Here is a 14,431-nt window from a genome sequence, read left to right on the forward strand (position 1 = left end):
GTGTTAGTCCTTGGCTGCCAGCGCTTTGGCGGCGATCGCGGGAAGGAAGCTGTGGGCCTCGGGGATGTGCGCGGCACTCACGCGGCGCCGGAACACCCAGTACGTCCAGGCCTGGTAGGCCAGCACGAGCGGCAGCCCGATGCAGGCGACAATGCTCATCAGCCCCAGGGTGTAGTCGGAGGAGGAGGCGTTGGAGATGGTCAGGTCGAACTCGGGGTTGAGCGAGGAGGGCAGCACCACCGGGAAGGCCGCGCCGAAGATCGAGGCGCTGCCGAGCAGCAGGAAGGCGCCGAGGGCCAGGAACGCCCTGCCCTCCGCACCGTTGCGGGCGAAGATCGAGGCCAAGACGGCGGCGATGACGGCGGCTACCACGGCCGCCACGGTCCAGGCCTCGCCGCTGAGCAGCTGCAGGCTCACCGCCCAGCCCGCGATCGGCAGCAGCAGCACCGGCAGCAGCCGGACGAACCACTGCCGCGCCCGGTGCCGGACCTCGCCGTCGGTCTTCAGGGCCAGGAAGGCCAGGCCGTGCAGGAGGGAGAAGCCGACGACGGCGAGGCCGCCGAGCACGGCGTAGGCGTTGAACCAGGCGAACGGGCCGCCCTCGCGGTCGCCGTTGGCGTTCAGCGGCAGTCCCGTGGTGGTGAGTGCCAGGGCGGCGCCGACGCCGAAGGCTGCAACGAGGGAACCGGCCGAGATGGCCCAGTCCCAGCGGGCACGCCATTGCGGGGTGTCCACCTTGCCGCGGTATTCGAAGGCCACGGCGCGGAAGATCAGCGCCACAAGGACGGCCAGCAGCGGCAGGTAGAGCGCGGAGAACAGGGACGCGTACCAGAGCGGGAAGGCCGCGAAGGTCGCGCCGCCGGCGGTCAGCAGCCAGACCTCGTTTCCATCCCAGACCGGGCCGATCGTGTTGAGCAGGACGCGGCGTTCGGTGTTGTTCCGGGCGAAGCCCTTCATCAGCATGCCGACGCCGAGGTCAAAGCCCTCCAGAAAGAGATAGCCCGTCCACAGCACCGCGATGGCGATGAACCAGATGGTGGGAAGCAGTTCCATGCTGAGTATCCTCTGCGTTTCTTCGGTGGCGGATGCTTAGTAGGCGAAAGCCAGGACGTCGTCCCCGGGCTTGCCGGGACCGGGCGGGCCTTCACCGGGGGCCTTCGGCGTGCCGTCCTCGTTCTCGTCAACGGGGGCGTGCACGAGCTCCGGCATGGCAGAGACGACGCCACCCCGGATGTACTTGACCAGCAGCTTGACCTCGACCACGAGCAGGACCGCATACACGCCGGTCAGCACCACGAGGGAGGTCAGCAGTTCCCCGGCGGATACGCCCGGGGAGACGGCCGCGGCGGTGAACATGAAGACCTGGTCGATCCCGCTGGGATCCGGGTTCGGGGCGACGACGAACGGCTGCCGCCCCATTTCGGTGAAGATCCAGCCGGCGGCGTTGGCCCCGAACGGGGCGAGGATCCCGAACACGGCCACCCGCATGAGCCCGCTGGAGGCCGGGACGGTTCCCTTGCGCGTCACCCACAACGCCACGAGCGCCGCGAGGGCCGCCAAGCCGCCGAACCCGATCATCATCCGGAACCCCCAGTAGGTGACTTCCATGACCGGGACGTACTGGATCTCCTGGCCCGCCCGGTCCCCGTAGATGGGGTTGTCCGGCAGGTGCGTGCCGTAGTCGGCCTTGTACCGGTCCAGGAGGCTGTTCACGCCCTTGACCTCGGTGGTGAAGTCGCCCTTGGCGAGGAAGGACAGGATGCCCGGGACCTCGATCACGGCGACGATGTCATCGCAGTTCTTGGAGCCGAGGTTGCCGACGCTCAGCACGGAGAAGCCGGTGCCGTCGTGGCAGGCCGCCTCGGCGGCGGCCATCTTCATCGGCTGCTGTTCGAACATGAGCTTGCCCTGCAGGTCGCCGGTGACCGCGGTTCCCGCGAAGGAAATCATGGCGACGACGGCGCCGATCCGCAGCGAGCGGATCCAGACGGCATGGTCCGCACGGTCGCGTCCCGGAACGGTGGACTCGCCGGGGATGACCTTGCCGTCCGCCGCGACCGTGTCGATCCCGTCGTGGCGGCGGCGCCACAGGTGGTACCAGGCGATGCCCAGCAGGAACGCCCCCGCGACGGCGAGGGCTCCGAAGAGCGTGTGCGGCACGGCAACGAGGGCGGTGTTGTTGGTGAAGACCGCCCAGGCGTCCGTCATGACGGGGCGGCCGTCGATCATTTCGACGCCCACGGGGTGCTGCATCCAGCTGTTGGCCACAATGATGAAGTACGCGGAGAAAACGGAACCGATGACGGCGATCCAGAGGCAAGCCAGGTGGACGCCGCGCCTGAGTTGCTTCCAGCCGAAGATCCACAGGCCCAGGAAGGTGGATTCCACGAAGAAGGCCAGGAGCGCTTCCATCGCCAGCGGCGCGCCGAAGACGTCCCCCACAAAGCGGCTGTACTCGCTCCAGGCCATGCCGAACTGGAACTCCTGCACGATTCCGGTGGCGACACCCATGATGAAGTTGATCAGGAAGAGCTTGCCCCAGAACTTGGTCATCCGGAGGTACTCCGGCCTGCCGGTGCGGTACCAGAGCGTCTGGATGACGGCCACTACCAGGCCAAGGCCGATCGTGAGCGGCACCATCATGAAGTGGTAGACGGTGGTGATGCCGAATTGCCAGCGTGCGATTTCCAAGGCGTCCAAGGCAGTCCCTACTTTTGGCTGAGCAACTTCTACATGACGTAGAAGTGATTCTTCTACAGAGTGTAGAACATATCGGTGCGTCCCTGCATCCCAGCGTCCCACGGCGGGGCAAGGGCCGCAACGGACCGGCCGACGGCTGACGCCAGCGCCCGCGACTCGCCGAAGCGGATAGTTCTACTTCATGTAGAAAGAAAGTGCAAAACGCGGTAACTTTAATGCTGAAGCGTAAACACGCCGCCCGGCAGGCCAGCGAGCCACACCCGGGCGGCCGGCACGAAGGATGTACCCAATGGCAAGTCTCGGTGAACTGGAACGGGCAGTGATGGATCTGCTCTGGGCAGGCCAGGAGGCGGCAACGGCCAACACGCTGCGGGATCTGCTTGCGCAGAGCACCCGCGCGGAGGGCGGCACCGCAGGACACGTGGGCAAGGATCTGGCCGTCACCACGGTGCTGACCGTGCTGTCCCGCCTCGAGCGCAAGGGCCTGGTAGAGCGCGAACGCGGCACCCGGCCGCACCGCTACCAGGCCGTATCAAGCAGGGCTGACCACACCGCCGAGCTCATGCACGAGGTTCTGGGGTCCGCGCCGGACCGCGAGGCCGTGCTGGCGCGCTTCATTGGTTCCGTCACCGATACTGAAGCGGAAACGCTGCGCAAACTGCTGGGCCTCAGCTAGCGCCCGATGTTCTGGACCTCATGGTTCCTGGCGGTCCTCGCGGTAGTCCTGGCATGGCCGGTACCTATCCTGCTCTCCCGCGCCCAGTGGCCGGCCCGGTCGCCCTTCACCGCCATGCTGCTCTGGCAGGCGATCGCCCTTGCCGGCGGCCTGTCGATGATCGGCGCCATGCTCGTCTACGGGCTGGAGCCCGCCGGGGACAATCTGCTTGCCGGGCTCAAGTCGCTGACCGGCATGGTCTTCAACAACGCACCCACCACGGTGCTGGGTTTCTGGCACATCTTTGGGCTCTCCGCGGCGGCCCTGCTGACGGCGCACCTCGTGTTCACCCTGCTGCTGACGTACTACAAGATCCAGCGGCAACGGCAACGGCACCGGGAACTGCTGGCCCTGCTCGCCTCGCCTTCCGCTGACGGCCCGAAGACCATGGTGCTCAGCCTCGACTCCCCCGTGGCCTACTGCCTGCCGGGTGGCGCACGCTCCGTCACGGTGCTCTCCGAAGGGCTCATGGCGGCGCTGGAACCCGCCGAGCTGCGGGCGGTCCTGATCCACGAGAACGCCCATCTCAGCCAGCGCCACCATCTCCTGCTCTGGGCCTTCGCCGCCTGGCGCCAGGCCCTGCCGTGGCTGCCGACCACCCGGCTGGCGCAGGACGCGGTCAACTCGCTCATCGAGATGCTCGCCGACGACGTCGCGCTGAAGACGGAAAGTAAGGCGACACTGATCAAAGCGATCGCAATCGTGGCCAGCGGCTCCCCCGGCGCACCGGTGGCCCGGATGGCATTGGGTGAGGCGGAGCTGCCCGACGTCGATCCCGGCCAGCCCGGCGCCACCGGCGGGGCCGGTTCGGCGAGCACCACGGCCTCCCGGGTCAGCCGTCTGCTCTCCCCGCAGCCCCCGCTGCCGGAGCCGCTGCGGCTTGCCGTACTGGCGGCCTGCCTCCTGCTCCTCGCCGTTCCGACCGCGCTGCTGATCGTCCCCGGCCTGCTCGGCTGATCCCGACAGACTGGACCGTCCCGCCGGGCGTCCGGGCGGAAGCTCCTGCCGGCGTTGGAAGGTGCTGCCGGCGTTGGAAGGCCGGAGGGCGTCAGGCGTCGATCCGCTCCCGGTCCAGGCTTGCGGCGCCGGCAATGATGAAGTCCTTGCGGGGTGCGACGTCGGAGCCCATCAGCAGGTCGAAGGTTTCCTCGGCCTGTTTCGCATTTTCGATCCCGACCTTGCGCAGCGTACGGTGCCGCGGGTCCATCGTGGTCTCGGCCAGCTGCTCCGCATCCATCTCACCCAGGCCCTTGTAGCGCTGGATCGGCTCCTTGTAGCGCTTGCCCTCCTGGGCGAGGCGGGCCAGCAGTACGTGCAGCTCCGCCTCCGAGTACGTGTAGATCATCTCGTTGGCCTTCTGTCCGGCGTTGATGACCTCCACCCGGTGCAGCGGCGGGACGGCGGCGAACACACGGCCCTCATCGATCATCGGGCGCATGTAGCGGAAGAACAGCGTCAGCAGAAGAGTCCGGATGTGGGCGCCGTCGACGTCGGCGTCCGTCATGAGGATGACCTTGCCGTAGCGGGCGGCGCCGATGTCGAAGCTCCGGCCGGAGCCGGCACCCACCACCTGGATCAGCGCGGCACATTCGGCGTTGGAGAGCATGTCCCCCACCGAGGCCTTCTGCACGTTGAGGATTTTGCCGCGGATCGGCAGCAGCGCCTGGAAATCGGAGGAACGCGCCAGCTTTGCGGTGCCCAGGGCCGAGTCACCTTCCACGATGAACAGTTCCGAGCGGGCGACGTCGTCCGTGCGGCAGTCCGCCAGTTTGGTGGGCATGGACGAGGTTTCCAGCGCGTTCTTGCGGCGCTGGGTTTCCTTATGGACGCGGGCCGAGATGCGTGACTTCATCTCGCTGACGATCTTCTCGAGCAGCAGCGCGGACTGGGCCTTGTCATTGCGGTTGGCCGAGTTCAGCTTGGCGTTGATCTCCTGCTCCACGACCTTCGTCACGATGGCCCGGACGGCGGAAGTGCCCAGAATCTCCTTGGTCTGGCCTTCAAACTGCGGTTCAGCCAGACGGACGGTCAGGACCGCTGTGAGCCCGGCGAAGATATCGTCTTTTTCGATCTTGTCATTGCCGGCCTTCAGCTTGCGGGCGTTGCTTTCCACGGCCTTGCGGAAGGTCTTGAGCAGGGCCTGCTCGAAGCCGGCCTGGTGCGTGCCGCCCTTCGGCGTGGAGATGATGTTGACGAAGCTGCGCACGGTGCTGTCGTAACCGATGCCCCAGCGCAGGGCGACGTCGACTTCGCAGTCCCGCTCGACCTCCGCCAGCTGGCTGTGGCCCCTCTCGTCGATGACCGGCACGGTTTCCTTGAACTTGCCGGCCCCGTGCAGACGCCAGATGTCCGTGACGGCCGGGTCCGCGGCGAGGAATTCGACGAACTCGGAGAGGCCGCCGTCGTGGTGGAAGACCTCCTCGTGCGGGCCGGACTCCCCGGGTGTCCCGGCGGCCCGGCGTTCGTCCCGGACCGTCAGCTTCAGGCCGGGGACAAGGAAGGAGGTCTGGCGGGCGCGGGCGGCGAGCTCGTCGTAGGAGAACTTGGCGTCCGGGGTGAAGATCTGGCGGTCCGCCCAGTAGCGAATCCGGGTTCCGGTGACGCCGCGCTTGGCCTTCCCCACGATGTCCAGCACGGAGCCGTCGATGAACGGCTCGAAGAGGGTCGCCGGGTCCGGTTTGGTTCCCGGGTCCTTGAACCGGCCGGGCTCCCCCCTGCGGAAGGACATCTTGTAGGTCTTGCCGCCGCGGTCCACTTCCACGTCCAGCCGGGCGGACAGGGCGTTGACCACCGACGCGCCGACACCGTGCAGGCCGCCGGAAGCGGTGTAGGAGCCGCCGCCGAACTTGCCGCCGGCGTGCAACTTGGTGAAGACGACCTCGACGCCGGACAGCCCCGTTTTCGGTTCGATGTCCACCGGAACGCCGCGGCCGTCGTCGTGGATCTCCACCGAGTTGTCGGCGTGCAGGATGACCTTGATGTCGTGGCCGAATCCGGCGAGGGCCTCATCGACGGAGTTGTCGATGATCTCCCAGAGACAGTGCATGAGCCCGCGGGAGTCGGTGGAGCCGATGTACATGCCCGGGCGCTTGCGGACGGCCTCGAGGCCTTCCAGCACGGAGAGATGCCGGGCGGTGTAGTCAGAACTTGGTGCCACGGGGCGGAAACTCCTTCAGGGACGGATCAGTCAAAGCATGCTTGACGCTCTTCCAAGGGTAGTCGGAGTGCGGCTGTCCCCCGGGTTGCCACTCCCGCATCCGGCCCGGCGCCGGCGGACCTGTTACCGAGACGTGATACGCGTACAGCGAAAGTGGACCATCCTTGTGATGGATTGGCTGCGAATGCTGGTTATATAGGTATACCGAACTACCAAGGAGGCCGAACATGACAACAGCAGTTGCGGACCGCACACTGACCACCGTTGACCGGTGCGATCGTTGCGGAGCACAGGCATATGTCCGGGTTGTTCTCGGCGCCTCCGGCGGTGAGCTTCTCTTCTGCGGCCACCACGCACGGGCCGTAGAACCGACACTTAGGCCGCTCAGCTCTGACTGGCACGACGAGACCGGACGCCTGAACGAGAAAGCGCCGCTTCCCGTCGACTAGTCCGTTTGCTCTCAGCAACGCGGCCCCTCCGTTCCGGAGGGGCCGCGTTTTTAACGAGCTGTTCTCTGCCCGGCCGGTTCTCGAACGCGCAGCATGATTAACCAGCAGCATGATTAACCGGCAACGCGGGGTCACATTGCGCCCATTCCTCCGGGGAGGATCGGCGCGGAGTGACCCCGCGTTGTGCTGCGGCCCGGGCTTTAGTCCAGGTAGTCCCGCAGGACCTGGGACCGCGACGGGTGCCGCAGCTTGGACATCGTCTTCGATTCGATCTGGCGGATCCGCTCGCGCGTGACCCCGTAGACCTTGCCGATTTCGTCTAACGTCTTCGGCTGTCCATCGGTCAGCCCGAAGCGCATTGCCACCACGCCGGCCTCGCGCTCGGAGAGCGTGTCCAGCACGGAGTGCAGCTGCTCCTGCAGCAGGGTGAAGCTCACGGCATCGGCGGGGACCACGGCTTCGGAGTCCTCGATGAGGTCACCGAACTCGGAGTCACCGTCCTCGCCCAGCGGAGTGTGCAGGGAGATCGGCTCGCGGCCGTACTTCTGGACCTCAACGACCTTTTCCGGAGTCATGTCCAGCTCGAGGGCCAGCTCCTCCGGGGTGGGTTCGCGGCCGAGGTCCTGCAGCATCTGGCGCTGCACACGGGCCAGCTTGTTGATGACTTCCACCATGTGCACGGGGATGCGGATGGTGCGGGCCTGGTCGGCCATGGCGCGGGTGATCGCCTGGCGGATCCACCAGGTGGCGTACGTGGAGAACTTGAAGCCCTTGGTGTAGTCGAATTTCTCGACGGCACGGATCAGGCCCAGGTTTCCTTCCTGGATCAGGTCCAGGAACAACATGCCGCGGCCGGTGTACCGCTTGGCCAGCGACACCACGAGGCGGAGGTTGGCCTCCAGCAGGTGGTTCTTGGCGCGCTTGCCGTCGTGGATGACGAATTCGAGTTCACGCTTGAGCTTCGGATCCATGGACCCGTCGTCGGCGTTGATCTTTTCTTCGGCAAAGAGGCCTGCCTCGATGCGCAGGGCCAGGTCCACTTCCTGCTCGGCATTCAGCAGGGCGACCTTGCCGATCTGCTTCAGGTAGTCCTTGACGGGGTCGGCGGTGGCGCCGGCCGACATGACCTGCTGCACGGGCGCATCGTCATCGTCGGCATCGGAGTAGACAAAACCGGAGCCGGTGGGGGCTGCGGCAGCCTTGGCGGGGATCTCTTCGCCGTCTTCGCCGATCTCGACGCCGGCCACCTCGTCGAGGTCCACCTCGACGTCGTCATCGTCGTCGTCACCGCGGGCGGCTTTGCCGGCGGCCTGCGCCGCGGCTTTAGCGCCGGGCTTGGGCCCGCGCTTTTTGGGTTCAGGCTTGGCGACTGCCGATGCGGTGTCGTCACCTTCGGCCGAGGTTGCGTCTTGGACAGCCTTGTTGGCTGCACGCGTGGCGGCGCGCTTGGCGTTCGTCGCCGCCTTCTTCTCCTCGGGAGACAATACGGCCTGGTCGGCGGGTTCCTTCTTCGCGGAAGACGGGGTCACAGAAAACCTTTCTAGCGGCGGTCTGTGGAATCACCATACGGGCAACACCACTATGACCCTGTCAAGTCCGTGTTTCACATCAGGAGCCGCCACGGCCAGCAGAGCCACTAAGTAGAACTGCTGAGGCGGCCGTAATGTTCCCTGTTTCCAAGGTTCGCTACGAGCTCTTGATACACGGACCCAACCGGGTCGCGGCAACCATTGTCTCACGATTTTCAGAATCGGTGCCGTCACGGTGCCGGGTTCGCAACATGGTGGCGCACCACATTCCGTTCACCATCACGCGGCGCCGGGCTCAAACTTCTGCCACGCGGCGTCCCTCCTTCCTGCCCATCCGCACAAGGTGCCACGGCTCACAAGCTCAGCCAGCAGTTCGGCGAGCCGGTAGCCCGGGTGCTCCGCCTCTGCCCGGCTGAACAACGCGTCGGCAAAGGACCCCTTGCCGCGGCACCATTCAATCCAGCCGCGTCCGGTAAGCGCGGCAGCCCCGGCCTCCCCGCCGGCCTCGCCCAACTGCAGGAGGATCCGCTCCAGGCTGGCCATTTTTGGCCAGTCCGGCACCGGCGGCGCCAGGCCGAGCAGCACCTCCCCGTACCCCGGGGCCGCCGATGCCCCGCTGCCGGCCCCGATACCGGCGCTTTCCACCCGCGCCGGAAGGAGCGGAGGCAAGCCCTCCAGCGGCGGCAGCGGAACCGGGAGCGGCCGAGCCAGCACGCCGGGGCCGGGCTGCGTCCCGGGCAGTGCCTGCGTGGCCGCCGGCGTGCCGGGCAACTCGGCGGGCGGGGCCGAAGTGTTCAACGATGGGCCGCCGAAGGATGGGCTGTCGAAGATGCCGAAGCCTGCGGCGCCCTGCTCGGCGGCCTCCGGCCCGGCAGCCGCCATCACCAGCACGGCATCGCGCCAGGCCGGGACGCGGAGCGCGGCCCGCAGGTACCCGGCGAGCCCCACGGGAAGCCGAGGACCGGCCGGCGACCGAAGCACCAGGGCCCAGACATCCATCACTTGGCCGAACTGCACCCGGTCCCCTGTGTGTCCCGAGAACAGCTGTGCCCAGTGCCGCTCGGACTCGAGCACCGCCGGGTCCTCGGGCAGCGGGGAGGGGAACCGTGCGGCGGCGCCGGGGGCGGGTCCGACGGTGCTGCCGCGGAAGACCATCTCCGCATTTAGCCGGCTGTTCCTGATCTCATCGATCGGCCGGCCGGGAGTGGGGCAGCAGGCAGGGTCGGTGCAGTACACGTTGCGCCAGTGCTCGGCGCCGATAAGCCAGGCGTCCCGCACGGGCATGCCGCCTTCCGCCAGCGCGTGTTCCAGCTCTTCGAGCAGTTCGGCCCAGGCGGCACCGTCCCGGCCCGTTACGGACCCGTCGGTACCGGTGAAGAAAGCCAGCAGGGCGCCGTCCGCCTCGTCGTCGGCCTCCAGATAGCCGGCCACGGTGCGGGCGAAGCCGGCGAAACTGCCGGGACGGCCGGGGCTGCCGTCGCCGGGGAGGTCGACCCGGAGGGTGGCTCCGAGCCGCTTGCCCTGCATCGTCATGGCGACGAGGCTGTGCGACGGCCAGTAGCCCAGGGAATGCGGGATGAACCCAAGGATGTCTTCGGGGCCGGTGATTTTCAGGTGATCGGGAGCTGTCATAACGCCAGCTTCGTCGCCCCGCCGCCCGCCGTCAGAAAGGATCTGTCCTATGTGGAGAACCGGGCTCCCGGATCAGGGCCGGCGGCGGCGTTCCGCGCCGAGCCTGCGTTGCCGGGAGAGGGCTACGCGCAGCGGGGGCACGACGACGCCCTGGGCTGCCATCTGCCGGCGAACCTTGCGCCGGGTGATCAGGATGGCGACGGCTCCCCCGGCCAACAGAAGGAACTGGACACTCAGGGCGATCCTGAACGGGTCGAGACCGTAGAGCTCCCCCTGGGAGAACCCGGTGCTGTTCAGCACGTCGAGGACGAGGCCGATCACGAAGATGGCCACGAGAGCTGCGATGAAACCGCCGACATTGACGATGCCGGTGGCCGTTCCGATCCGGTGGGCCGGGTTGAAGGTCCGGGCGAAGTCGAAGCCGATCATGGAGCCGGGACCGCCGATGGCCAGCACCACCACCAGTCCGGCCAGCAGCCACAGCGGGGACCGGCCGGGGAAGAGCAGGACCGCCGCCCAGGCCGCAGCGGTGGCGGCGGAGATCAGCAGCACCATGGTGGAACGGCGCAGCGGGTGCCGGGCCACGAAGCTGCCCATCAGCGGCCCCGCTGCGATCGCGGCCGCCACGTACAGGGTCATGAGGGCCGAGACGGTGCCCGGGTCCAGGCCCTGGGCGGAGATCAGGAAGGGATAGCCCCAGGTCATCGCGAACACGGTGCCGCTGAACTGGACGGTGAAGTGGCTCCACAGCCCGAGCCTGGTTCCGGGCTGCCGCCAGGCGTGGGACAGCGAGACTCCGGTGGCGCGCAGCCCCTGGGACGGTTCGGGCGCCGGATGTCCCGGCGGCAGGTCCTGCAGCAGGACCAGCACCAGCACGACGGCGAGGGCGGACATGGCGGCCAGCGTGAGGAAGGCGGGGGTCCAGCCGGCCGAGTGCAGGATGATGGCGAACGGCACGACGCTGAAGAGCTGGCCCAGCTGTCCCGACATACCGGTCAGCTGCGTGAGCAGCGGCACGCGCGCGGGGGCGAACCAGAGCGGGATCAGCCGAATGACGGCAATGAAGGTCATGGCGTCCCCCGCGCCCACGAGCACGCGGCCCAGGACGCCGCCGGGGATGCTGTCCGCGAAGGCCAGCTCGAGTTGTCCGAGCCCCATCAGCAGTGCACCTGCGGCGATCATGACACGGGAGCCGAGGCGGTCCACCAGCACGCCCACCGGGATCTGAAGGCCGGCGTAGACGAGGAGCTGCAGCACGGTGAAGAAGGAGATTTCGGCGGCGCTGGCGTGGAAGCGCTCGGTGGCTTCCAGCCCAACCACGCCGAAGGACGTCCGTTGGCTGACCGCCACCAGATAGGCGAAGATCCCGACGATCCAGATCAGCCAGGCGCGGGGTGAGGTCACTACCCCATTATGCCCTCCACTGAACAAATCTTATTTATATACCTAGTATTTATTTACCGGGCTCCTTACGGGCCAGGTAGGCTTCAACGGCCGCACCCAGGGCGTCGGCGTTCGGAAGCTGGTCGTTCTCGTCGGCCAGCAGCGACCGCCGCACGGTCCCTTCGGCCTTCTCGTCATAGCGTATTTCCAGCCGGGAGACGACCTGCTGGACCTCCTCCGAGGCATCGATCTGCTCGGCGATCTGGCGGCCTACTTCGCGGCCCGCCTCGCGCAGGCGGTCGCTGGGAAGCATGAGCGAGGTGGCTGCGCCGAGGTATTCCAGCCCGGCGACGGCGGCCGGCGGGTATTCGGCTTCCGCGAGGTAGTGCGGGACGTGGATCACGTAGCCGGCCACATTGCGGCCTGCAGCGACGAGCCGCATCTCAAGGACATGTCCCACCGCGGCAGGGACCTCGACCGTCGGCTTCCACACCGAGATTCCCTCGATAAGGTCCGGGCGGTTGCCGTGAACGGTCACGCCCACGGGCCGCGTGTGCGGGACCGGCATAGGGATCGAGTGGATCCAGGTGGCCAGGTTGACGTCCAGCTCCTCCACGATTCCGACGACGGCGCGGGCAAACCGCTCCCATTGCAGGTCCGGCTCGAACCCGGCCAGGAGGAGGAAAGGGCTTCCGAGCCCGTCAAAGAGCCGGTACAGCGCCAGGCTCGGCGCCTGGTAGTCCTGGAGATGGTCTTCGACGAAGCTCACCTGCGGACGCCTGGTCCGGTAGTCGATCAGCTGGTCGGCGTCGAACTCGGCCATCATCTCCGAGTCGAGGGTGTCCAGCATTTCGGCGGTGATCTGTTTGACGACGTGGCCGGCGTCGGCGAAGCCCGTGAAACCCATAACAAGGTTCAGTCCGCGCAGCTCCGGGCTGTGGAACAGCGCGTCATCACGCAGATAGAGCGATTCGGGGTCCAGCAACGAGCCGGAAATCCGTTCAATCACGGCATGTTCCTTTCGCGGTAGCGGCGGTGGGAGGCGCGGGACGCGGCCCTGCGCGGCGGATTTTCCGGAGGCAACGGCCAAGCGGGCGGTGGCGCCGATACCTCTTTCAACGCCCCGACGCGCGGTGGAATTCCTGCCCCCGGTGTGCTCCAGCTCTCATTCAATTGAACACCCGCACGGCGGAGAGACTACGATCGGAACTGGCCTGATGGACGCCTTGAAGACACTTACGTCACGTCTCAAGCCGACTGTGGCTCAGGTTCCCATGGCAGGGCGCCGAACATGCAGTTCCTGCCGAAAAATCAGAGAGAATTGAGGACTGTCCTCGTGGTCAAGAATACTGAAGTCAAACTTAGTGCAATTGCTGGGAATTTGAAGAAGTCCCCCAGCGACGCCCTCGTCATCGGCGTGGGACAGGGGCCGGACGGTCCCGTCCTGCTGAGCAACCCGCTGTCGGCCAAGGCCGCCGAGGCGCTGGCGGAATCACTGCACGTTCTTGGCGTCACCGGGGCAGCCGACCAGGCCCACCGGCTTCCGGGCCTGCCTGAAGCCGGAGCGGCGGTGCTGGTGCTCGCCGGCGTCGGCAAGCTTGCCGCGAACCAGCCGCTCACCGAGGAGGCGCTGCGCCGTGCGGCCGGCTCCGCCGTCCGCCTCCTCGCCGGCGTCGCCACCGTCACCCTGGCCCTCCCGACGGCGTCCCTGGCCGACGTCGCGGCCGTCGCCGAGGGCGCCGCGATGGGCGCCTACTCGTTCACCGAGTACCGCTCCTCCAGGGACGGCCTTAAGGACCCGGTGAAGAACGTCGTGATCGTCACCGGCCTCGCCGCGGACAAGGGGCTGCAGCCGGTACTGAACCGCGCGGCCCTGATCGGTAAGGCCGTGAACGCCACCCGCTCGCTGGTGAACCAGCCGCCGAGCCACCTCTACCCCGAGTCGTTCGCCGAAGCCGCCAAGGAACTGTCCAAGGGCCTGCCTGTAAAGGTGACAGTCTGGGACGAGAAGCGCCTTGAGAAGGAGGGCTTCGGCGGCATCCTCGGCGTCGGCAAGGGCTCCACCCGGCAGCCGCGCCTCGTGAAGGTCGAATACGCCCCGGCGAAGGCCACAGCCAAGATCGCCCTCGTGGGCAAGGGCATCACCTTTGACACGGGCGGAATCTCCATCAAGCCGGCCTTGGGCATGGGCGACATGAAAAGCGACATGGCGGGCGCCGCCGTCGTCCTCAACACCGTACTTGCCCTCGCCGGCCTGGGCCTGCCCGTCAAGGCAACCGCCTGGCTGTGCATCGCGGAGAACATGCCCTCCGGCGCCGCGCAGCGCCCGGCCGATGTCCTCACCATATTCGGCGGCAAGACCGTGGAGGTCCTCAACACCGACGCCGAAGGCCGCCTCGTCATGGCCGACGGCATCGTCGCGGCGAGCCAGGAATACCCGGACGCCATCATCGACGTCGCCACCCTGACCGGCGCGCAGCTGATCGCTCTGGGCGACCGCACCGCCGGCGTCATGGGCTCCGACTCCGTCACCGGTCCGATCAAGGCCGCCGCGGACCGCGCCGGCGAGCTGGTCTGGCCGATGCCACTGCCGGAGGAGCTCCGTGCCAGCCTCGACTCGCAGGTCGCGGACATCGCCAACATCGGCGAACGCCACGGCGGAATGATGACGGCAGCGGTATTCCTGCGGGAATTCGTCGGCAACGGCAAGGACGGGGAGCAGATCCCCTGGGCGCACATCGACATTGCCGGACCGTCCTTCAACAACGGCAGTCCCTACGGCTACAACCACAAGCAGGGCACCGGCTCCACGGTTCGGACCCTCGTGGCGTATGCCGAGGACATCCTGGCTAGCACCGTCTGAGTG

General features: G+C 67.3%; 11 protein-coding genes. 4 read left to right on the top strand and 7 right to left on the bottom strand.

Going from position 1 to position 14,431, the window contains the following annotated elements:
* Positions 1–3 precede the first annotated feature (3 nt).
* Both cydB and ACVWZ8_RS20965 read right to left on the bottom strand, forming a co-directional pair.
* A complete protein-coding gene (gene cydB / locus ACVWZ8_RS20960; RefSeq protein WP_456505711.1) occupies positions 4–1,053 on the bottom strand; it encodes a cytochrome d ubiquinol oxidase subunit II in 1,050 nt (349 codons plus the stop codon).
* 36 nt (positions 1,054–1,089) lie between these two features.
* A complete protein-coding gene (locus ACVWZ8_RS20965; RefSeq protein ID WP_426977124.1) occupies positions 1,090–2,700 on the bottom strand; it encodes a cytochrome ubiquinol oxidase subunit I in 1,611 nt (536 codons plus the stop codon).
* Positions 2,701–2,989: 289 nt separating this feature from the next.
* Here ACVWZ8_RS20965 and ACVWZ8_RS20970 point away from each other — a divergent pair, with 289 nt between their 5' ends.
* Together ACVWZ8_RS20970 and ACVWZ8_RS20975 are read left to right on the top strand one after the other, a co-directional pair.
* Positions 2,990–3,376, top strand: coding sequence for a BlaI/MecI/CopY family transcriptional regulator (locus tag ACVWZ8_RS20970; RefSeq protein WP_426977123.1), 387 nt, complete (start codon positions 2,990–2,992; stop codon positions 3,374–3,376).
* Between the two features lie 6 nt (positions 3,377–3,382).
* A complete protein-coding gene (locus ACVWZ8_RS20975) occupies positions 3,383–4,372 on the top strand; it encodes a M56 family metallopeptidase (protein ID WP_456505712.1) in 990 nt (329 codons plus the stop codon).
* 91 nt (positions 4,373–4,463) lie between these two features.
* Here ACVWZ8_RS20975 and ACVWZ8_RS20980 read toward each other — a convergent pair whose 3' ends face one another.
* Positions 4,464–6,572 (bottom strand): DNA gyrase/topoisomerase IV subunit B, encoded by a 2,109-nt coding sequence (locus ACVWZ8_RS20980; RefSeq protein ID WP_456505713.1) that lies wholly within the window; start codon positions 6,570–6,572, stop codon positions 4,464–4,466.
* 227 nt (positions 6,573–6,799) lie between these two features.
* Here ACVWZ8_RS20980 and ACVWZ8_RS20985 point away from each other — a divergent pair, with 227 nt between their 5' ends.
* Entirely contained in the window at positions 6,800–7,021 is a 222-nt protein-coding gene (locus tag ACVWZ8_RS20985; RefSeq protein ID WP_354243168.1) for a DUF7455 domain-containing protein, read from the top strand.
* A gap of 200 nt (positions 7,022–7,221) precedes the next feature.
* Here the strand turns inward: ACVWZ8_RS20985 and ACVWZ8_RS20990 are convergent, their stop codons facing one another.
* From ACVWZ8_RS20990 to ACVWZ8_RS21005, 4 genes are all read right to left on the bottom strand, one after another.
* Positions 7,222–8,550, bottom strand: coding sequence for an RNA polymerase sigma factor (locus tag ACVWZ8_RS20990; protein WP_426977119.1), 1,329 nt, complete (start codon positions 8,548–8,550; stop codon positions 7,222–7,224).
* 279 nt (positions 8,551–8,829) lie between these two features.
* On the bottom strand, positions 8,830–10,182 hold the full coding sequence (locus ACVWZ8_RS20995) for a DUF4192 family protein (protein WP_456505714.1): 1,353 nt from the start codon (positions 10,180–10,182) through the stop codon (positions 8,830–8,832).
* Positions 10,183–10,254: 72 nt separating this feature from the next.
* A complete protein-coding gene (locus tag ACVWZ8_RS21000; RefSeq protein ID WP_456505715.1) occupies positions 10,255–11,586 on the bottom strand; it encodes an MFS transporter in 1,332 nt (443 codons plus the stop codon).
* A gap of 49 nt (positions 11,587–11,635) precedes the next feature.
* On the bottom strand, positions 11,636–12,574 hold the full coding sequence (locus ACVWZ8_RS21005) for a proteasome assembly chaperone family protein (RefSeq protein ID WP_456505716.1): 939 nt from the start codon (positions 12,572–12,574) through the stop codon (positions 11,636–11,638).
* Between the two features lie 327 nt (positions 12,575–12,901).
* On the opposite strand from ACVWZ8_RS21005, the gene ACVWZ8_RS21010 reads away from it, so the two are divergent.
* Entirely contained in the window at positions 12,902–14,428 is a 1,527-nt protein-coding gene (locus ACVWZ8_RS21010) for a leucyl aminopeptidase (RefSeq protein WP_456505717.1), read from the top strand.
* Positions 14,429–14,431: the final 3 nt, after the last annotated feature.

Source organism: Arthrobacter sp. UYCu723, from assembly GCF_054059215.1.

What these genes read in the sequence shown, in the direction of transcription:
- cydB (WP_456505711.1), bottom strand. Translation starts at nt 1,053, where the DNA reads ATGGAACTGCTTCCCACCATCTGGTTCATCGCCATCGCGGTGCTGTGG.
- ACVWZ8_RS20970 (WP_426977123.1), top strand. Translation starts at nt 2,990, where the DNA reads ATGGCAAGTCTCGGTGAACTGGAACGGGCAGTGATGGATCTGCTCTGG.
- ACVWZ8_RS20975 (WP_456505712.1), top strand. Translation starts at nt 3,383, where the DNA reads ATGTTCTGGACCTCATGGTTCCTGGCGGTCCTCGCGGTAGTCCTGGCA.
- ACVWZ8_RS20985 (WP_354243168.1), top strand. Translation starts at nt 6,800, where the DNA reads ATGACAACAGCAGTTGCGGACCGCACACTGACCACCGTTGACCGGTGC.
- ACVWZ8_RS20995 (WP_456505714.1), bottom strand. Translation starts at nt 10,182, where the DNA reads ATGACAGCTCCCGATCACCTGAAAATCACCGGCCCCGAAGACATCCTT.